The following is an 18,609-nucleotide window of genomic DNA, read 5'->3' as shown; positions in this document are numbered from 1 at the left end:
GGTTGACGCCCAAGCCCGATCCGAAGCGCCGTTCCCCGGCATCGCGCCCGGGGAAGGCCGGCGATTCGGTTCGGCGCCGTCGATCGGCCAAGCCGTCACAGACCGCGAACCACCCGGCCCGGTCGATGCAGGAGCGTGTCGTCGAGCCCATCAAGCGGCAGGTCGCCGAGTCGGTCGAACAGCGCTCCGATCAGCGGCTCGGGTTCACCGCGCGCCGGGCGGCGGTGCTGGCCGCGGTGATCTGCGTGCTGACCCTGACCATCGCCGGCCCGGTGCGCACCTACTTCGCGCAACGCACCGAGATGAACCAGTTGGCCGCCAGCCAGGCCGCGCTGCGCCGCCAGATCGCCGACCTCGAGCAGAAGAAGGTCAAGCTCGGCGACCCGGCATATATTGCGGCGCAGGCCCGCGAGCGCCTCGGATTCGTGATGCCCGGCGACATTCCGTTCCAGGTTCAGCTGCCACCCACGGCGGCGGTGTCCCCACAGCCCGGGTCCGACGCGGCGAAACCGGCAAACAACAATCCGTGGTACACCTCCTTGTGGCACACCATCGCCGACGCGCCCCACCTGCCGCCGGCACCCCCGGAAGCTCCCAACCCCACGGCGCCCGGTGGTTGATCGTGCCGATCTGGAAGCGGTGGCGCGTCAGCTCGGCCGCGAGCCGCGCGGGGTGCTCGAGATCGCCTACCGATGTCCCAACGGCGAACCCGGCGTGGTGAAGACGGCGCCGAAACTTCCTGACGGCACGCCCTTCCCGACGTTGTACTACCTCACCCATCCCGCCCTGACCGCGGCGGCGAGCAGGCTGGAGACGACGGGACTGATGCGCGAGATGACCGAGCGGTTGGGGCGGGATCCCGAGCTGGCGGCCGCGTACCGGCGAGCCCACGAGTCGTATCTGGCCGAACGTGACGCGATCGAACCGCTGGGGACAACGTTTTCCGGCGGCGGGATGCCGGATCGGGTCAAGTGCCTGCACGTGCTGATCGCGCACTCGCTGGCCAAGGGCCCCGGCGTGAATCCGCTTGGGGACGAGGCGTTGTCGGTTCTGGCCGGCGACCCGGCGATGGCGAGCGTGTTGGTGGCGGGCCGGTGGTGAGCAGGCTCGCCGGAATCGACTGCGGCACCAACTCGATTCGTTTGCTGATCGCCGACGTGAGCGACGGTCGGCTGCACGACGTGCATCGCGAGACGCGAATCGTGCGCCTGGGGCAGGGCGTCGACGCGACGGGCGAGTTTGCGCCCGAGGCGATCGCGCGAACCCGCGCCGCGCTGGCCGATTACGCGTCGCTGCTGAAGATGCACGGCGTCGAGCGGGTGCGGATGGTGGCCACGTCGGCGGCGCGCGACGTCGCCAATCGCGATGTGTTCTTTGCGATGACGGCCGACGTGCTGGGCGCGGTGCTGCCAGGCGCGGTGGCGGAGGTGATCAGCGGCGCCGAGGAGGCGTCGCTTTCCTTCCACGGGGCTGTCGGCGAATTAGACAGCGCTGCTGGGCCTTTCGTCGTCGTCGATCTGGGTGGTGGCTCCACCGAGATCGTGGTTGGCGGTGAGCGCGTGGTGGCCAGCTATTCCGCCGACATCGGGTGCGTCCGGCTGACCGAGCGTTGCCTGCACTCCGACCCGCCCACGCCCGACGAGGTGGCGGCCGCCCGGGCCGTGGTGCGGGAGCGGCTGGACGCCGCGCTGGGCGTGGTGGACGTCGAAGGGGCGCGGACCTGGGTGGGGCTGGCCGGCACGATGACGACGCTGTCCGCGCTGGCGCACAACATGACGGCGTATGACTCTGCGGCCATTCATCTTTCGCGCGTGCCCGGCGCTGACCTGCTGGCGGTGTGCGAGCGGCTGATCGGGATGACGCGATCCCAGCGCGCCGCGCTGCCGCCGATGCACGAGGGTCGGGCCGATGTGATCGCCGGCGGCGCGATCGTGGTGGAGGAACTGGCGCGCGAGCTGCGCGCCCGCGCCGGCATCGACGAGCTGATCGTCAGCGAACACGACATCCTGGACGGCATCGTGCTGTCCATCGCCGGCTGAGTCACATCTGTCACACTGACCCCTGCCCGCGGCCAGGGGCCAGTGTGACGGATGTGACTTAGCGAGGAATCGTTGTGAATAGCGGGTTTTCGAAGTGCGGTCATGGCGAAAATTTCGCCAAATCTCCGCCATCAGTACACACGCGGCGCCGTCGACGCACACTCACGCCTCGAAGCGGTAGCCCATGCCCGATTCGGTCAGCAGGTGCTTGGGGTGCGACGGGTCGTCCTCGAGCTTGCGCCGCAGCTGCGCCAGATACACACGCAGGTAATGGGTTTCGGTGGCATACGCCGGGCCCCATACCTCCTTCAACAACTCCTCGCGGCCCACCAGCTTGCCGCGATTGCGCACCAGCACCTCGAGCATGCCCCATTCGGTCGGCGTGAGGTGGACCTCGGCACCGTCCTTGGTGACCTTCTTGGCGGCCAGATCGACGGTGAACGCGTCGGTTTCGACGACCGGCTCGTCCACCTCCGACGCCGCCGCGTTGCGGCGCACCGCGGCGCGCAACCGGGCCAGGAACTCGTCCATCCCAAAGGGTTTCGTCACGTAGTCGTCGGCGCCGGCGTCGAGGGCCTCGACCTTGTCCGAGGAATCCGTGCGCGCCGAAAGCACGATCACCGGCGCCGACAGCCAGCCGCGCAGGCCGGCCAGCACCTCGATGCCGGAGATGTCCGGTAACCCGAGGTCCAGCACCACCACGTCGGGCTTGTGCTCGGCGGCCGCGCGCAGCGCCCCCGCACCGGTCGACGCGGTGATCACCTCATAACCGCGCACGGACAGGTTGATTCGCAACGCCCGCAGGATGTGCGGCTCGTCGTCGATCACCAGCACCCGCGTCATAGCCCACCAAATTCCTGCGGCGCGGCCAGATCCACCACCACGGTGAGGCCGCCGCCCGGCGTGTCACCGGCCGAGATGGTGCCGCCCATCGCCTCCACGAAGCCGCGGGCCACCGACATGCCCAGCCCCACGCCCGTGGTGTTGTCGTGATCGCCCAGCCGCTGGAAGGCCTCGAAGATCTGATCCTCGGTGCCCTTGGGGATTCCGGGACCTTCGTCGATCACGTTGATCAGGACGCGATCGCCCACCCGGCCCGCGTTGACGCGAACCACGCAGTTGGGCGCGTAGCGCAGCGCGTTGTCGATCAGGTTGGCGAGCACGCGTTCCAGCAACCCGGCGTCGGCCAACACCACCGCGTCGCCCACGTCGACCTTGACCCGGTCGATCGCCGATCGGTAGAACCCGGTGGCGCCCTTGCCGATGCTGACCAGCGCGCGTTGCACCGTCTCCTCGAGATACACCCGGCGCAGGTCCGGGTGGATCACCCCGGCGGCCAGGCGCGAGGAGTCGAGCAGGTTGCCGACCAGCGCGGTCAGCTGGTCGATGGACTCCTCGATGGTGGCCAGCAATTCGGCCGTGTCCTCGGCGGAGAAGGCGACGTCTTCGGCGCGCAGGCTGGACACGGCGACCTTGGCCGCCGCCAGCGGAGTGCGCAGGTCATGGCTCACCGCCGAGAGCAGGGAGCGCCGCAACTCGTCGGCCCGCACGATCGCCTCGGTCCGGCTGGCCTCTTCCGCCAGCTCTCGCTGCCTGATCAGGCCCGCGGCCTGCTTGGCCACCGCGCTCACCACCCTGCGGTCACGGGTGGACAGCTTCTTGCCGGCCATCAGCATCCAAAACACGTCGTCGCCGACCTCGATCGCGGTGTCGGCGGAATCGACGCTCACACAAGGATCTTTGCCCACACACGCGACGATGTAGCTCTTTTTGCCGGCGGCGCGCTCCTCCTCGCTCGGCTCCCGCAGCATGCTGACCGCGCGCTGCGAGTAGGTCTCCCGCACGCGTTCCAGCAGCGTCTCGAGGTCGGCGCCGCGCAGCACCGATCCCGCGAACAGCGTCAGCAGTTCGGCCTCCTGGGAGGCGCGACGAGCCTCGCGGGTGCGCTTGGTGGCGCCGTCGACGAGGACGGCGACCGCCACCGCGATCATCAACAGCACCAATTCCGTGATGGCGCTGTTGGGTTCGGCGATTGTGAAGCTGTGGCGCGGGGGTATCAGGTAGTAATTCAGCAGCAATCCGGACAGCACCGCCGAAAGCGCTGCCGGCGCAACGCCTCCCAAGAGCCCGACCAGCAGCACTCCGATGAAGAACAACGCGCTCTCGCCGCCGTTGTTCAGGTAGGGGTCCAGCAGCGTCACCGAGACCGCGCAGATGATCGACGGCACGATGAAGGCCGCCAGCCATGACGTGACACGACGCTCGCGGGGCGACAGCGACGCGATCCGGAATCCTCCGCTGGATTCCTCATGCGTGACCATGTGCACGTCGATCTTCCCGGACCGCTCGACGATCGTCGGGCCGATGCCCTCCTCGAAGATGCGGGCCCACCGGGGCCGGCGCGACGTGCCGATGACGAGCTGGGTGGCGTTGTTCTCGCGCGCGAAATCAAGTAGGGCCGTGGGCACGTCGTCGCCCACGACGGTGTGCAGCGACGCGTCCAGGCTGTTCGCCAGCTCTCGGATCTTGCCCATCCTGCGCTCCGACACGCCGGCCAGGCCGTCACCGCGGATGACGTGCACCACCATCAACTCGGCGCTGGACTTCGACGCGATCCGCGACGCCCGTCGCACCAACGTCTCCGATTCCGGACCGCCGGTGACCGCCACCACCACCCGCTCGCGCGCCTCCCACATGTCGGTGATCTTGTTCTCGGCCCGATACTTGGCCAGCGCGGTGTCGACCTGGTCGGCCAGCCACAGCAGCGCCAATTCCCGCAGCGCGGTGAGATTTCCGGCACGGAAGTAGTTCGACAGGGCCGCGTCGATCCGTGCCGGAGCGTAGACGTTTCCATGGGATAGCCTGCGGCGCAACGCCTCCGGCGTGATGTCGATGAGTTCGACCTGCGACGCCTGCCGCACGATCGAATCGGGGATGGTTTCCTGCTGCTCGATGCCGGTGATCTGGGCGACGACGTCGTTGAGGCTCTCCAGATGCTGGATGTTGACCGTGGAGATCACCGTGATCCCGGCATCGAGCAGTTCCTCGACGTCTTGCCAACGCTTTTCGTTCTTGCTGCCCGGTGTGTTGGTGTGGGCGAGTTCGTCGACCAGGACCACCTGCGGATGGCGGGCCAGCACGGCCGGCACGTCGAGTTCCGGGAACCTGCCGCCGCGATAGTCGACGTAGTGCGGGGGGATGACCTCGATACCGTCAAGCAGCTCGGCGGTTTTCGCCCGCCCATGGGTCTCGACCACCGCCGCCACCAGGTCGGTGCCGCGTTCCAAGCGCCGGTGCGCCTCGCCGAGCATCGCGAAGGTCTTGCCGACACCCGGTGCCGCGCCGAGGTAGATGCGTAGCTCGCCGCGCTTGGGATGGTGGTCGGTCACGCTCACGTCAACCATCATCCCCCTCCGCGCTAGCCGTTAACCGGAAATCGGTGGTCGAGCTCCAGGTTGAGCTGCAGCACGTTGACCGTCGGCTCGCCTAAAAACCCGAGGTCGCGGCCGCTGCGGTACTGCGCCAGCACCGCACGGATCTGATCGGCGTTGACGTGGCGGGCCTTTGCCACCCGCGCGATCTGGATGTCGGCGTAGGCCGGCGAGATGTTCGGGTCCAGGCCGCTGCCGCTGGCGGTCACCGCGTCGGCGGGGACGGCCGGGTTGGCGGGTGCGGCCCCGCGGATGGGCACGATCTGGCCGATCGTGTAGTCCTCGCCGAATTTTGCGCACTCGACCCGCGCACCCTCATACATCGTCAGGAACGGGGCCGAGGTCGACTGGCACGGCTCGTTGACGCTCACCACGCGGGTGGGGTGGAGGACGTTTCCGCGGGCGTCGCGCGGTCCGATCACGGACAGCACCGCGCCCACGCCGCCTCCCGTGCAGAACGGGCGGGAACCGTCCACACCCTCCAGCTGACCGATCGCGGTGCTGCGCGTGCACACCTGGGTCAGCAGGCTCGGCTTGAATCCCGCATCCGACGCGGACTTTCCGCCGGCGATTTGTGCCGGATCCGCGGGTGTGTCGACGATGCTCTCCGGACCGAGGTTGCTCGCGCTGGTATTCAGCGGGTCGTAGCCGGTGCCGGCCGCCGAGGGGCGGCTCTGGAAGTACTGCGGCAGCGCGTTCCCGTCCTTGTCCGTGAACAGCTGGCCGATCAGCCGGCTGCCGACGGTTTTGCCGTTGGCGGTCAGGATGGATCCTTCGGCCTTGTCGTGCAGGCCGGGGATCTGTGCCACCAGCCAGACGAACGCCGGGTAGGCGAGGCCGGTGATGACGGTCAGCACCAGCAGCGCGCGGAAGGCCGCCCAGTGCATGCGGACGAAACTGGAGAACTTCATGTCAGGACATCCCGGGGACGAATTGGACGATGAGGTCGATTGCCTTGATCCCGATGAACGGGGCGACGATGCCGCCGAGCCCGTAAATATAGAGGTTGCGGCTCAACAGCTTTGACGCGCTGCTCGGCGTGTAGCGCACGCCGCGCAGCGACAGCGGGATCAGCATGACGATGATGATGGCGTTGAAGATCACCGCGGACAGGATCGCGGACTGCGGGCTGTGCAGCCGCATGATGTTGATCATGTCCAGCCCGGGGAACAGGGCGACGAACATGGCGGGGATGATCGCGAAGTACTTCGCGATGTCGTTGGCGATGGAGAACGTGGTGAGCGCGCCGCGGGTGATCAACAGCTGCTTGCCGATCTCGACGATCTCGATGAGCTTGGTCGGGTCGGAGTCGAGATCGACCATGTTGCCGGCCTCTTTGGCCGCCGAGGTTCCGGTGTTCATCGCCACGCCGACGTCGGCCTGCGCCAGGGCCGGCGCGTCGTTGGTGCCGTCGCCGGTCATCGCGACCAGCTTGCCGCCCTCCTGCTCACGCTTGATCAGCGCCAGCTTGTCCTCCGGCGTGGCCTCCGCGAGGAAGTCGTCGACACCCGCCTCGTCGGCAATCGCCTTGGCCGTCAACGGGTTATCGCCGGTGATCATCACGGTGCGGATGCCCATCTTGCGCATCTCGTCGAAGCGTTCGCGCATACCCTGCTTGACGACGTCCTTGAGGTGAATCACGCCCAGCACCGACGCCTCGCCGTTGACGCACTCACCGACGACCAGCGGAGTGCCGCCGGCGGCGGAGATGCCGTCGACGATCTCGCCGAGCTGCGTCGGCACCGTACCGCCTTGCCCGCGCACCCATTCGGCGACGGAGCTGGCCGCGCCCTTGCGCAGCAGGTGCCCGTCCAGGTCGACCCCGGACATTCGCGTCGAGGCGGAGAACTCCACCCAATGGGCGTGCGTGAGTTCGCCCGGAGCGCGCTCGCGCAGCCCGAAGTGTTGCTTGGCGAACACGACGATCGAGCGCCCCTCCGGCGTTTCGTCGGCCAGGCTGGACAATTGCGCGGCGTCGGCGAGGTGCTCGTTGGTGACGCCGTCGAGTGGGACGAATGCGCCGGCCTGGCGGTTGCCCAGGGTGATGGTGCCCGTCTTGTCGAGCAGCAGCGTGTTGACGTCGCCGGCGGCCTCCACCGCGCGCCCGGACATCGCCAGCACGTTGCGCTGTACCAGCCGGTCCATCCCGGCGATGCCGATGGCCGACAACAGCGCGCCGATCGTGGTGGGGATCAGGCACACCAACAGCGACACCATCACGATCCCGGTGACGCCACTTGCATTGAGCGCCTGGGTGTCCGGAACGCCCGGGTTGTTCGCCTTGGAGTAGATCGCCAGCGGCTGCAGGGTCGCGACGGCGAAAACGAAGATGACCGTCAACGCGGCCAGCAGGATGTTCAGCGCGATCTCGTTGGGGGTCTTCTGCCGGTTGGCGCCCTCGACGAGCGCGATCATCCGGTCGATGAAGCTTTCACCCGGCTTCTGGGTGATCTTCACGACGATGCGGTCGCTCAGCACAGTGGTGCCGCCAGTGACCGCCGAACGGTCGCCGCCGGACTCGCGGATCACCGGCGCCGACTCGCCCGTGATCGCCGATTCGTCCACCGACGCAATGCCTTCCACGACGTCGCCGTCGCCGGGGATCACCTGGCCGGCCTCGACGACGACGATGTCGCCTTGCTGCAACAACGGCGCCGCGACCTCTTCCTCGACGCCGGGGGCGCCGGGTTGCCAGCTCTTGAGGCGCCGGGCCAGGGTCTGGGTTTTGGCTCGGCGCAGCGTCTCCGCCTGGGCCTTGCCGCGGCCTTCGGCCACCGCCTCCGCGAGATTGGCGAACAGCACGGTCAGCCACAGCCAGACGACGATCAGCCACGCGAACCAGGTTTCGTTGATGACCGCCAATACGGTGCTCCAGGCGGCGCCGATTTCGACGATGAACATCACCGGGTTGCGCCACAGCGTGCGCGGGTCGAGCTTGCGCAGCGCGTCCGGGGTCGAGCGCCACAGCATCTTCGGGTCGAGCAAGCCGCCCTGGACCCGCTTCTTCTCTGTGGGTGTCGCGGGCTGCGTCTGCTCGGACGAATCGACGGCGGTCGCGGTCATCAGTGGATTCCTTCAGCGAGAGGCCCGAGCGCGAGCATGGGCAGGAAAGTGAGGGCAACGAGGATCACCGTGACGCCGGCGACCATTCCCACGAACTGGGGGCGATGGGTGGGCAGGGTGCCCGCCGATTCGGGCGTGTGGCCCTGCTTGGCGAGCGAACCGGCCAGCGCCAGGACGAGCACCATCGGCAGGAACCGCCCGAAGACCATCGCCAGTCCGAGCGCGGTGTTGTACCAGTTGGTGTTGACGCTGATCCCGGCGAACGCGGAGCCGTTGTTGTTCGCGGCGGAGGTGAACGCGTACAGCACCTCCGACAGCCCGTGCGGGCCGGTGTTGAGCATGCCAGCGCGTTCGCCGGGCACCGCCATCGCGATCGCGGTCCCGGTCAGCACGATGAGCGGGGTGACCAGGAAATAGCTTGCGGCCAGCTTGATTTCGCGCGGGTTGATCTTCTTACCGAGGTATTCCGGGGTGCGCCCGACCATCAGTCCGGCAACGAAAACGGTGATCACGGCCAGGATCAGCATGCCGTAGAGGCCCGAGCCGGTGCCGCCGGGAGCGACCTCACCGAGCTGCATGTTGAACAGCGCCATCATCCCGCCGAGGCTGGTGTAGGAGTCGTGGAACGAGTCGACGGCGCCGGTGGAGGTGAGCGTCGTGGAGTCGGCGAACACCGCCGAGTTGGCGACGCCGAACCGCTGCTCGACGCCTTCGATGGCCGCGCCGACCGAGGTCGGCACCGTGCCGTGGTGCTGCAGCTGGAACAACATCATGAAGGACACGCTGATGGCGTACAGGGTCGCCATCACCGAGGCGATCGCGTAGCCCTGCTTGGTGCTGCCCACCATGCGCCCGAATGTGCGCGGCAGCGAGAAGCTGATCACCAGCAGCAGGAAGATCTCCAGCCAGTTGCTCCACGTCGTCGGGTTCTCGAACGGGTGCGCGGAGTTCGCGTTGTAGAAGCCGCCGCCGTTGGTGCCGAGCTCCTTGATCGCCTCCTGGCTGGCCACCGGGCCGCCGGTGATCGTCTGCTGGGCGCCCCCGAGGGTGGTGGCGACCTGGTCGTGCAGGTGGAAGTTCTGGATCGCACCACCCGCGATGAGCAGGATCGCGGCCACAATCGAAATGGGCAGCAGGATGCGGAGCACCGTGCGCACCAGGTCGACCCAGAAGTTCCCGAGGTCGCCGGTGCGTTTGCGGGCGAACCCGCGCACCAGTGCGATCGCCACCGCCATGCCGACGGCGGCCGAGACGAAGTTCTGCACCGCCAGCCCGGCCATCTGCACCAGGTGGCCCTGCGTTGACTCACCGGAATACGCCTGCCAGTTGGTATTCGTGGTAAAGCTGACGGCCGTGTTCCACGCCAACCCCGGGGTCATTTGGGTGGCCGGATCATGCAGGTGCAGAGGCAATTTGCCCTGCACGAGCTGGAACACGAAAAGGAACAGGATACTGAGCGACGAGAACGCCAAGACGCTTCGGGCGTAGGCGCCCCACGTCTGCTCCGAGCGCGAATCAACACCGATCAGCCGGTAGATCACCCGCTCGACGTAGGAGTCCTTCTCCGCCGTGTAGACGCGATACATGTAGTCGCCGAAGGGCACATGCACCACCACCAGTGCCACGACGAGGACGACGAGGAAGATGATCCCCGCGGTTGTTGTGCTCACTAGAACCTCTCCGGGAACAGCAGGGCGGCCGCGAGATACAGCGCAAGGATGACGGAAAGCGCCAAGCCGACGACGTTTTCGTAGCTCACAGCCGCTCGACCAGCTTCTGCGTCAGCCCGAGCAGGGCGAACACCGCGATCGTCACCAAGACGTAGACCAACACGCCCATCTTGTCTCCATTCCTTGCCAGTCCTGCGCACACATAAGAGCCTCATCGAGGGCAGCCGCAATGCAGATCCTCGGAGGCAAGGTCAGCTTGAAACTAAACGGGGTTTTCCGGATAGAGCCTTTGGTTGACACTTTCCTAACGGCGTTGCAGTGCGCCTTTACGGTTTCTTTACGCTCGTTTGTTCGAACACGGCTGTGATTCGTGCAGGGGCGATTAGTATCTGAATTACCAAGGGCGACAAGCACTGTGAGCTGCGCGACACGTAGGCGATGTTCTATTCGTTGAGCCGTTCGTGCAGAGCACACAATGCGACGTACCGGCGATCGACGTCGGCGCGATCGGATTCATCTGGCACCGATTCGGCATTGGCGCGGTGAATCATCGCCGCTTGGTCCATCAACACTTGCGTGCGTTGTGGGTCCGACGTTTGTTCCATGATCGTCGTCAAGGCGTCGAGCTGGCGGATCATCACCGCGGGCATCCCACGGCTGGCCTGGCGAATCTTCTCGAAGGCTCGCTGCACCAGCCGCTCATAACTGACTTGATCGGAGATGACGCGGATGGCCCCGAGATGGTCGCGATGGATTTGGGTGGGCGTCCATACCGGTGCGATCTTGCACAGGCAGTCGCCGAGCCAGTCGACGCACGTCAGCGCGGTGAAGGTGTCGTTGACGGCCGGCGACAGCGCGCGGATGGCGATCTCGACGAGCTGATCCACACCGAACGCGACGTCCTGCGTCAGCGTGCGGTGCGGCCCGGTTGCCTGAGCGCGGGCCAGGTAGTCCGCCACCTGCGCCGCGGCGGTGGCAGGCCACACGCTGGCCAGTTCACGGCCTTCGATGAGAAAGTGGCCCGGACGGTAGGGCAACCGGATCACCGCGTCCGCGTCGGTGGCGACGCGGACCAGCGTTTGATGCCGGATGAATTGCAGGTAACCGCTTTTGGGAGTGCGGATGACGCTGCCGGAGGTTTCGATCCTGGCGAGCAGCTCGTCGAGTGGGGGCCCCTGCGTGGGCTTTCGCGTCGAGGACCGCGGCTGGCTGCTGCTCTGCACCGCGACGGCTTGGGCCAGGTCCTTGGCGATGCCGGCGATCACCTGTGGCAGCTGGATCTGGGTGGCGATGTGGTGGATGAAATAGATCAGCACCGCCAGATCGATAAGAACCAGACCGAACGCGGTCGTGATGGATATGTGAGGCACGAACTCGCCGCGATCGCCGGGTCCGATCGAGACCAGCGCCACGACGCAATACACGAACGTCGCCACGAATGTTCCGAGGGTGAGCTGGGTGCCCCGGTCACGGATGAAGTTGCGCAGCATCCGTGGACCGAACTGGGTCGACGCCAGGGTCAGGGTCACGATCGTGATCGAAAAGACGATGCCGACGACGGTGATGACCGACGCCGCGATCGAGGTCAGGAGTTGACGCGCCGCGTCGGCGGAGCCGCTGATCACCCACGATGGGGGGCGGATCCCGCCCTGGTAAGCGGCTCTATCGAGCCGCAGGGTGACCGCGAAAAGCCCGAGCGCACCGACGATCAGAATCGTTGGAACCAACCACAGATTGGTGCGCACCTCTTCTCGCCGCCACTCTGGCCACACCACACGCAGGCGTGGCATCACATCAGTGCAGCCCCAGAGGCTCGATTCACTACCACGGCGGATATCTAACTGACCGGCCCCGGTAACCGCAAGCTGATTCTGCTGACCGCATCTCCCCGCGGCCTTCCTGCTCACCCTCGCCCGGTCGACAAGGCGGCGTAAAGGTTGGGCCATCGGGCGTATAGATGTCGTTTGGATTAATAGTGGGCGCGGCGAACTCGGCGTAGACCCGAATGCATGCGAAGGAGTGCGCCGCGACACCCCGGACCGGGTGTCCTTCGGCCGACCGAGAACATAACGGCCCGACCGCAGTGGTGGTCGCGGCTGCTCGACGGCGCCCACCGGTGGGGATCGTTCGATGCCACCGTTGGCAGGTACGGCATCCAGCGCTGTCGCTTGACCATCTACCCGCCCGGCGGCACGACCGCCGATCGCCGGCTGGCGCGGCTGTGGCGGGGATGGCCGATAACCGGCGCGGTGCTCGGGCTGCTCGCGATCATGGTGCTGGGCAACGCGGCGGCGTCACCCGACACGATGCTGGAGATCTTCGTGGTCGCTTACGTGGGTGTTGGGGCGCTTCTGTTCTTCCGGGCCGGTCCACTCCGCGTACGCGTCAGGTCGATGTCCATCATCCTTCTCCCCAACAGCGACGACGCGCATGAGCGACACAGGTACACCGAGTGGCACACCTTGGCCGGCGGACTGACCTGCGCCGACCGGATGCTGGCCAGTGATGCGATCTCCGTGGTCGAGCACGAGGCCATCTGGTGGGAAGCCTACGACCGAGTTGAGGCGATCGCGAATGTCTAACACCCTGTCGCAGATTCCCGAGGCCGTCGCCGCGGCGGCGACCCTGCTGTCCGTGTACTTCCTGGCGCGGCGAGGCCATGGGCGAAGCCGTACCGAACCGTGGCCAGGTCGGCGAAATCGGCTGTAACGCCTTCGATCCGGTCGCGGTGTCAAGAAATCGTCAAGGAAAGCCCCGGTTGTGTCAAGTGGCCGTAAACCGCGTTGCCCGCGCGACTCCGGCCTGGTGCGATGGATTGCATGGTCCGCACTACGGTTGTCACGGCGGCAGTGCCGTCGGCGCTGGAGCGTTACGGTGTGGGCTGGGAGGACGAACCGCCTTCGCGCACCCGAATCAGCCTGTGAACCGGGCCTTTTAGTACTCGAAGTTTCAGGCCTTCTCGATCCGTCCCTTTTCCCAAGTCCTCTCGACTGCGTTCGTCGTTGCGTCGCGCGACGCCCACAGTCGTCCCTCTAAGTTTCGAAAGTTGTCATGTCTGAGTTTCCAAAATCACCCACCGTTCTCATTACCGGCGCCACCGATGGGATCGGCTATGCAACGGCCCGCCGGTTTGTCGATGGCGGCGCGACCGTGTACCTGCATGCTCCGGACCAGGCCAGTGGCGAGGAGGCGATGATGCACCTGGTGAAAGACGGAGCGGAGCCGCTGCGCCTGAACCTCGCCGTCGCCGATTTCACGCGCCTGGACGAGGTCGCCGACCTGGCCGACAGGCTCGCGGCGACTTTGCCGGCGCTGGACGTGCTGGTAAATAACGCCGCAGTCGCAGCACCCCAAGGACGCACGTACACGGAGGACGGGCTCGAGCTGACCTTCCAGGTCAACTACCTCTCGCACTACCTGCTGAGCACGAGACTGATGCCGCTGCTGGTCGCAGCGGGTGGACGAGTCGTCAACGTATCGTCGGCGACGCACGTCGGGGGCAACATAAAGTGGAAGAACCTGGCCGGCGAACAGTATTGGCCGCTGGCGGCTTACGCGCAATCCAAGCTCGCCCTGACGATGTACAGCAAGTGGCTGGCTGAGGCGGGCGGCGCTTCGTTCACCGCTGTCAGCGTTCATCCCGGCGTGTACTGCACCCGGCTGCTGCCTATCTACGACCGCGTCGGCCGGCCGGCCGAGGAGGCCGCACCGATCATGACCACACTCGGATCACCCGCGTATCCCGTGGTAGACGGCGGCTATTACGACGGTCTGAATCTCACGAGGGCCGCTGCGCTCGTGGACAATTCGCGCGCTCGCAGCCGACTGGAGAAACTCAGCGCCGGCCTGGTCGAGTCGGCCCTGACTTAGCAAGGAGGTGATGCCATGTCCAAACGAGCCGACCAAAAGCGCGCTCGGCGGAAGAAGAATGCCAACCACGGCAAGCGGCCGGCCTCTGGTAAGCGCCTACGAACTCACGGTTCGGCGATCAGCCGGCATCGGTGATCGGGTCATCGATCATCGGCAGCCGTACTCGGAAAACCGTTCGGCCGTCGGCGGATTCGGCGCTCACCGAGCCGTGGTGGGCCTTGACGATCGAACTCACGATGGCCAGGCCCAGCCCGATGCCCGAGCCGTTGGAGCGCGACGTGTCCGCGCGGGCGAACCGCTCGAACAGCCGGGGGACGAGGTCGGCGTCGATGCCGGGCCCGTCGTCGGACACGGTCAGTTCCGCATAGGGAGCTTCGGCACCAAAGCGGTGGCAGGTGATTCCGGTCGTCACCGTGACGCCCGGCGGCGTGTGCACGCGGGCGTTGCTGAGCAGGTTGCTGACCAGTTGGTGGAGCCGGGCGTGATCGCCACGAACCCAAACCGGCTCGTCGGGAAGGTCTTTGACCCAAAAGTGGCTCGGCGCCGCGACCGCCGCGTCGTTCACGGCGTTGACGACGAGGTCCGCCAGGTCGACGTCCTGGGTCTGCAGGTCTTGGCCCTCGCCCAGACGCGACAGCAGCAGCAGCTCGTCGACGAGCACCGCCATGCGCCGCGCCTCCGACTCGATGCGCGCCAGCGCGTATTCGGTGGTCGGCGGCAGGGCCTCGCTGTCCTGGCGCGTCAGTTCCGCATAACCCTGAATCGCCGCCAGCGGGGTCCGCAACTCGTGGCTGGCGTCGGTGATGAATTGCCGCATCCGCATATCGGACTCGGCGCGATGCGCCAGCGCGCTATCGACGTTGTCCAGCAACCGGTTCAGCGTGTGCCCGACGATGCCGACTTCGTTGTCCGGGTCGGTGTCCTGTGGTCGCACCCTGGCGCTGATTCGGTGATCGCCATCGGTCAGCGGCATGGCGGCGACCTCGGCGGCGGTCGCGGCGAGCCGGCGCAGGGGGCGCAGGGTGGACCCGACCACCCACACGGTCAGCCCCGCGGTGATTGTGAGGGCCACCGCGACAAGCGCCGTGGTGGTTAGCTGCTTGCGAACGATGATCTGGTCGGCCCGGGCCAGCGATACGCCGACGACCAAGAGGTCGGGTCCACTGACGCGGCTGTCGACGCGATACGAACCGAGGCTGCCCAGCTTCTCGGTTCGTGGCGGCGCGTCGGGCCAGGACTGCGCTTCCAGGGCGCGGACGACGTCGGGCGGCGCGGGCCGCGCTTCGGCTTCGGAAAAGACCGCCGAGCCGATCACCCTGCCGTCGTGCAGCACGGCGATGAGATTGCCCGGCGTTTGGTCAGTGAATTCGAGCATGGCCTGCGCGATCGGCTGGGTGTTCCCTTGCGCCGCAGGATGTTCGCCGCTGCGGTATCTGGTGTACGCGTTGGTCAGTGCGTCCAGGGATTGGTCGACGTCGGCGTCGCTCATCGCGGTGACGTAGCCGCGCAGGCTGAGCACCGAGACGATGCCGACCGTAACCAGCACCACGCTGACGACGGCCAACACGCCCAATAGCAATTGGCGGCGCAAGGAGTGGGGCAGCCACCGCGGAAGGTCCCTGGATCCGGTGTTCGGCTCGCCCGTCATTCGGGCGGTCGCAGCATGTACCCAACGCCGCGGACGGTATGGATCATGGGGTCCCGGCCGGAGTCGATCTTCTTCCTCAGGTACGAGATGTACAGATCCACGATGCTGGTTCGCCCGGCGAAGTCGTAATTCCAGACGCGGTCGAGGATTTCGGTGCGGCTCAGCGCGCGGCGGGGGTTGCGCATGAGGAACCGCAGCAATTCGAACTCGGTCGACGAGAGCGATATCGGGGTGCCGCCGCGGGTGACCTCCCGGCTGGCGGTGTCGACATGTAGGTCGCCGATTTTCAGGGTCTCGGCCGCCGGCGGGGTCTGCTGGGTGGAGCGGCGCAACAGCCCCCGCAGCCGCGCGACGAGCTCCTCGAGGCTGAACGGCTTGGTCATGTAGTCGTCGGCGCCGGCGGTGAGGCCGGTGACGCGGTCCATGACCGAATCACGGGCGGTGAGGAACAGTGTGGGGGTGTAGGCGTCGGATTCGCGGATTCGCTGCAGAATCCGCAGGCCGTCCACGTCCGGAAGCATGATGTCGAGCACCAGCACGTCGGGATTGACGTTCTCGAACTTCGCGATGGCCTCGCGGCCGTTGTGGGCGATGTCGACCACCCAGCCCTCGTAATGGAGCGCCATCTTCACCAAGTTGGTCAGCGCGGGCTCGTCGTCCACCAGCAAAACCCGGATCGGTGAGCCATCGGCACGATAGATGCGAGGCAACTGCCCCAGAATGGCCTGGCGTGGCCGTTGGCTGCCTGTGTATCCGGACATCACGGTCATGTTCCTACATTCTCCCAACCGCACATGTGGTTGTCACGGACTTCATAGAACTCTCAAATAAAATGCTGTGGGGTGGGTGACGCCGGATGCCACTCAACCGTCTGGTCCGGGCGTTTCTCGTTGGTCTAGTTGAGAAGAGTTGGCTTACCAAAGATACTGTTGTGGATGGCTATTGGCCTTCGCGGATTGGGTCGATCCGCCGCGCGGTTCGTCAAGTCTATTTCGTGAGAACGGATTTCATTGTCCAGCAAACTCTGCACCTGGAGGCGCCCAGTCCGAGTTCGACGGGCCCGTTCGGCAACCGAGGACGGCGGTCTCCCAATTGGCGTTACGGTAAAGTTACGTGTCGTTACGAATGCCGTTAGGGTTAAATGGGTTTCATAACGCTACCGACGAGGTCGCCACCGCGAGCACCGCTGCCGCGGTCCGATGAGGCCAGGGGCTTCGGTTGCATGGGACCCGCGACGGTCGCCGGGGGTCCGGCTCCTTCCGAAGGGTCGGTTCCGACGGGCAACGACGGGATCTCCCCGCGTCCGTCGATACGCAGCGGGGCCCCGCCGGCCCCGGGCGGCGGGGGCCGGCCCGCGTTGGAGACGTGCTCACGCTGACCACGGCCGTCCGCGGCATCGGCGCCCCGGACGCAAGTTCCGCATAACTGGACCAGCAAACTCGAGCAAAGGATAGGAACGGGCGATGGACTTTGGCGCACTGCCACCGGAGATCAACTCCGGTCGGATGTATCTGGGGCCGGGGCCCGGAACCCTGTTGACCGCTTCGGCGGGCTGGGAATCGCTGGCCGCCGAGCTGACCGATGCCGCCAGCGGGTATCAATCGGTGATCGCAAGCCTCACCGACGAGTCCTGGCTGGGACCGACGTCGCTGTCGATGGCCGCCGCGGTGACGCCCTACATATCGTGGATGACGGCCACCGCCGCGCAGTGCGAGCAGTCGGCCACCCACGCCACGGCCGCGGCGGCGGCCTTCGAGACCGCATACGCCATGACGGTGCCGCCACCGCAGATCGTGGCCAACCGCGCCCAGCTGATGGCGTTGATCGCGACCAACATCTTCGGGCAGAACACGCCGGCGATCATGGCCACGGAAGCCGAGTACAGCGAGATGTGGGCGCAGGACGCCACCGCGATGTACAGCTACGCCGCCAATTCGGCTGCGGCGTCGGCATTTTCGACGTTCACCTCGCCGCCCCAGACGACCAACCCGGGCGGCGTCACCGCGCAGGCGGGCGCCCAGGTTGGCAGTAGCGCCCAGACGACTACGGCGCAGTTGATGTCCTCGGTGCCCCAGACGCTGCAGACGCTGGCGACCCCGGGTGCGGCGTCGGGTACCGCTTTGCCGCCGGCGGCGGCGGGCACCGCGGCGTCGCTGGGATCCACGGCGGCTACCTCCCCACTCAGCGCGCTATCGAGTCTGACCGGAGCGACCGGCAAGACCGCCACCAAGGGCGCCAGCACCGGCGCGAGTGCGCTGTCCGGATTGACCTCGAGCCTCACGTCCGCGCTGGGCGGGAACGGACCCGCGCTGCTCGATGTGTTCGGCCTCGGCTCCGATCTGGCCGGCCTGGGCGGCGACGGCGCCGGTTTGGGCACTGATGGCGCCGGAATGGGTTTCGACGGGTATGGCCTGAGCCTGGATTTCGCGGGCTTGGGTTCGCTTGAGGGAGCCGACACCGGCCTGGGAGGCCTTGGGCCCCTTGGGAGTCTGGGCGCGGCCGCGTCGGCGAGCGTGGGTCAGGCGCCCTCGCTCGGGACCTTGTCGGTGCCGCCGACGTGGGCCGACGCGGTGTCATCCGTCACGCCCCTGCCCGCCCTGGACGCCAACGCCATGCCGGGCGGGTGGGGCGCGGCGCCCGCGTCAGCACCCACCGCCGGCGTCTCCAAATTGCCGCTGGGCGGCATGGTCGGGCGCGAGTCCGAGGGCGCGGTCCAGCGAATCGGGTTCCGTCCCACGCTGATTCCGCGTTCCCCGGTCGCCGGATAGCGCATCAGACAAAGAACGGGGCCGCACACCGGTCGGTGTGCGGCCCCGCCTTGAAGCTGCGAATCAGGCCCAGCTGGACCCGACGGCGCTGTCAGTGCTCGACATGTTGCTGCCGGCGTT

At 66.8% G+C, this 18,609-nt stretch carries 16 protein-coding genes; 7 read left to right on the top strand and 9 right to left on the bottom strand.

The window, feature by feature from the left end; translation table 11 throughout:
- Nucleotides 1-2 precede the first annotated feature (2 nt).
- From AC5Y2S_RS22730 to AC5Y2S_RS22720, 3 genes are read left to right on the top strand one after another with little or no spacing between them, the layout of a single operon-like run.
- Nucleotides 3-620 carry an FtsB family cell division protein gene (locus AC5Y2S_RS22730; RefSeq protein WP_499958561.1) on the top strand — a complete coding sequence of 206 codons (618 nt, stop codon included), beginning with the start codon at nucleotides 3-5 and terminating at the stop codon, nucleotides 618-620.
- Nucleotides 613-1,101 carry a DUF501 domain-containing protein gene (locus AC5Y2S_RS22725; RefSeq protein ID WP_499958560.1) on the top strand — a complete coding sequence of 163 codons (489 nt, stop codon included), beginning with the start codon at nucleotides 613-615 and terminating at the stop codon, nucleotides 1,099-1,101. The genes AC5Y2S_RS22730 and AC5Y2S_RS22725 overlap by 8 nt, the downstream gene beginning before the upstream one ends.
- Nucleotides 1,095-2,039: a Ppx/GppA phosphatase family protein gene (locus tag AC5Y2S_RS22720; protein WP_499958558.1), complete on the top strand. Its 945-nt coding sequence runs from the start codon at nucleotides 1,095-1,097 to the stop codon at nucleotides 2,037-2,039. Before AC5Y2S_RS22725 ends, AC5Y2S_RS22720 begins: the two co-directional genes overlap by 7 nt.
- A gap of 162 nt (nucleotides 2,040-2,201) precedes the next feature.
- Here the strand turns inward: AC5Y2S_RS22720 and AC5Y2S_RS22715 are convergent, their stop codons facing one another.
- The 7 genes from AC5Y2S_RS22715 to AC5Y2S_RS22685 all read right to left on the bottom strand — a co-directional run bounded on the left by AC5Y2S_RS22715 (nucleotide 2,202) and on the right by AC5Y2S_RS22685 (nucleotide 12,236).
- Nucleotides 2,202-2,882: a response regulator gene (locus AC5Y2S_RS22715; RefSeq protein WP_499883354.1), complete on the bottom strand. Its 681-nt coding sequence runs from the start codon at nucleotides 2,880-2,882 to the stop codon at nucleotides 2,202-2,204.
- On the bottom strand, nucleotides 2,879-5,446 hold the full coding sequence (locus AC5Y2S_RS22710) for a DUF4118 domain-containing protein (protein WP_499958556.1): 2,568 nt from the start codon (nucleotides 5,444-5,446) through the stop codon (nucleotides 2,879-2,881). The genes AC5Y2S_RS22715 and AC5Y2S_RS22710 overlap by 4 nt, the downstream gene beginning before the upstream one ends.
- A gap of 11 nt (nucleotides 5,447-5,457) precedes the next feature.
- Nucleotides 5,458-6,381, bottom strand: a complete 924-nt coding sequence (locus tag AC5Y2S_RS22705; protein WP_499958554.1) for a potassium-transporting ATPase subunit C — start codon at nucleotides 6,379-6,381, stop codon at nucleotides 5,458-5,460.
- Between the two features lies 1 nt (nucleotide 6,382).
- Nucleotides 6,383-8,533 (bottom strand): potassium-transporting ATPase subunit KdpB, encoded by a 2,151-nt coding sequence (kdpB, locus tag AC5Y2S_RS22700; protein WP_499958553.1) that lies wholly within the window; start codon nucleotides 8,531-8,533, stop codon nucleotides 6,383-6,385.
- Complete coding sequence (kdpA, locus tag AC5Y2S_RS22695; protein WP_499958551.1) at nucleotides 8,533-10,203, bottom strand: potassium-transporting ATPase subunit KdpA; 1,671 nt, start codon at nucleotides 10,201-10,203, stop codon at nucleotides 8,533-8,535. Before kdpA ends, kdpB begins: the two co-directional genes overlap by 1 nt.
- The gene (gene kdpF / locus AC5Y2S_RS22690) at nucleotides 10,203-10,292 is read right to left on the bottom strand and encodes a K(+)-transporting ATPase subunit F (protein WP_156764638.1); all 90 of its coding nucleotides are present in this window, start codon (nucleotides 10,290-10,292) and stop codon (nucleotides 10,203-10,205) included. The genes kdpA and kdpF overlap by 1 nt, the downstream gene beginning before the upstream one ends.
- 354 nt (nucleotides 10,293-10,646) lie before the next feature.
- The gene (locus tag AC5Y2S_RS22685; RefSeq protein WP_499958550.1) at nucleotides 10,647-12,236 is read right to left on the bottom strand and encodes a DUF2254 domain-containing protein; all 1,590 of its coding nucleotides are present in this window, start codon (nucleotides 12,234-12,236) and stop codon (nucleotides 10,647-10,649) included.
- Between AC5Y2S_RS22685 and AC5Y2S_RS22680 the strand changes: the two genes are divergently transcribed.
- The 3 genes from AC5Y2S_RS22680 (at nucleotide 12,213) to AC5Y2S_RS22670 (ending at nucleotide 14,208) form a co-directional block, all read left to right on the top strand.
- On the top strand, nucleotides 12,213-12,785 hold the full coding sequence (locus AC5Y2S_RS22680) for a DUF6611 family protein (protein WP_499958548.1): 573 nt from the start codon (nucleotides 12,213-12,215) through the stop codon (nucleotides 12,783-12,785). The two genes, AC5Y2S_RS22685 and AC5Y2S_RS22680, sit on opposite strands and share 24 nt — an antisense overlap.
- A gap of 469 nt (nucleotides 12,786-13,254) precedes the next feature.
- On the top strand, nucleotides 13,255-14,073 hold the full coding sequence (locus AC5Y2S_RS22675; RefSeq protein ID WP_499958546.1) for an SDR family NAD(P)-dependent oxidoreductase: 819 nt from the start codon (nucleotides 13,255-13,257) through the stop codon (nucleotides 14,071-14,073).
- 15 nt (nucleotides 14,074-14,088) lie between these two features.
- Entirely contained in the window at nucleotides 14,089-14,208 is a 120-nt protein-coding gene (locus AC5Y2S_RS22670) for a 50S ribosomal protein bL37 (protein WP_499958544.1), read from the top strand.
- Here AC5Y2S_RS22670 and AC5Y2S_RS22665 read toward each other — a convergent pair.
- On the bottom strand, nucleotides 14,192-15,721 hold the full coding sequence (locus AC5Y2S_RS22665; protein WP_499958542.1) for a sensor histidine kinase: 1,530 nt from the start codon (nucleotides 15,719-15,721) through the stop codon (nucleotides 14,192-14,194). The genes AC5Y2S_RS22670 and AC5Y2S_RS22665 overlap by 17 nt on opposite strands.
- Nucleotides 15,718-16,491: a response regulator transcription factor gene (locus tag AC5Y2S_RS22660; RefSeq protein WP_499958541.1), complete on the bottom strand. Its 774-nt coding sequence runs from the start codon at nucleotides 16,489-16,491 to the stop codon at nucleotides 15,718-15,720. Before AC5Y2S_RS22660 ends, AC5Y2S_RS22665 begins: the two co-directional genes overlap by 4 nt.
- A gap of 693 nt (nucleotides 16,492-17,184) precedes the next feature.
- Between AC5Y2S_RS22660 and AC5Y2S_RS22655 the strand changes: the two genes are divergently transcribed.
- Nucleotides 17,185-18,489, top strand: coding sequence for a PPE family protein, SVP subgroup (locus AC5Y2S_RS22655; RefSeq protein ID WP_499958540.1), 1,305 nt, complete (start codon nucleotides 17,185-17,187; stop codon nucleotides 18,487-18,489).
- The last annotated feature ends 120 nt before the right edge of the window (nucleotides 18,490-18,609 follow it).

It is taken from the genome of Mycobacterium sp. NGS69, from assembly GCF_059812165.1.
Note: the sequence above shows the minus strand (reverse complement) of the source record. Positions and strands in the feature narration are given on the sequence as shown.

What these genes read in the sequence shown, in the direction of transcription:
- AC5Y2S_RS22715 (WP_499883354.1), bottom strand. Translation starts at nt 2,882, where the DNA reads ATGACGCGGGTGCTGGTGATCGACGACGAGCCGCACATCCTGCGGGCG.
- AC5Y2S_RS22710 (WP_499958556.1), bottom strand. Translation starts at nt 5,446, where the DNA reads ATGATGGTTGACGTGAGCGTGACCGACCACCATCCCAAGCGCGGCGAG.
- AC5Y2S_RS22705 (WP_499958554.1), bottom strand. Translation starts at nt 6,381, where the DNA reads ATGAAGTTCTCCAGTTTCGTCCGCATGCACTGGGCGGCCTTCCGCGCG.
- kdpB (WP_499958553.1), bottom strand. Translation starts at nt 8,533, where the DNA reads ATGACCGCGACCGCCGTCGATTCGTCCGAGCAGACGCAGCCCGCGACA.
- AC5Y2S_RS22680 (WP_499958548.1), top strand. Translation starts at nt 12,213, where the DNA reads ATGCGAAGGAGTGCGCCGCGACACCCCGGACCGGGTGTCCTTCGGCCG.
- AC5Y2S_RS22675 (WP_499958546.1), top strand. Translation starts at nt 13,255, where the DNA reads ATGTCTGAGTTTCCAAAATCACCCACCGTTCTCATTACCGGCGCCACC.
- AC5Y2S_RS22670 (WP_499958544.1), top strand. Translation starts at nt 14,089, where the DNA reads ATGTCCAAACGAGCCGACCAAAAGCGCGCTCGGCGGAAGAAGAATGCC.
- AC5Y2S_RS22665 (WP_499958542.1), bottom strand. Translation starts at nt 15,721, where the DNA reads ATGACGGGCGAGCCGAACACCGGATCCAGGGACCTTCCGCGGTGGCTG.
- AC5Y2S_RS22660 (WP_499958541.1), bottom strand. Translation starts at nt 16,491, where the DNA reads ATGACCGTGATGTCCGGATACACAGGCAGCCAACGGCCACGCCAGGCC.
- AC5Y2S_RS22655 (WP_499958540.1), top strand. Translation starts at nt 17,185, where the DNA reads ATGGACTTTGGCGCACTGCCACCGGAGATCAACTCCGGTCGGATGTAT.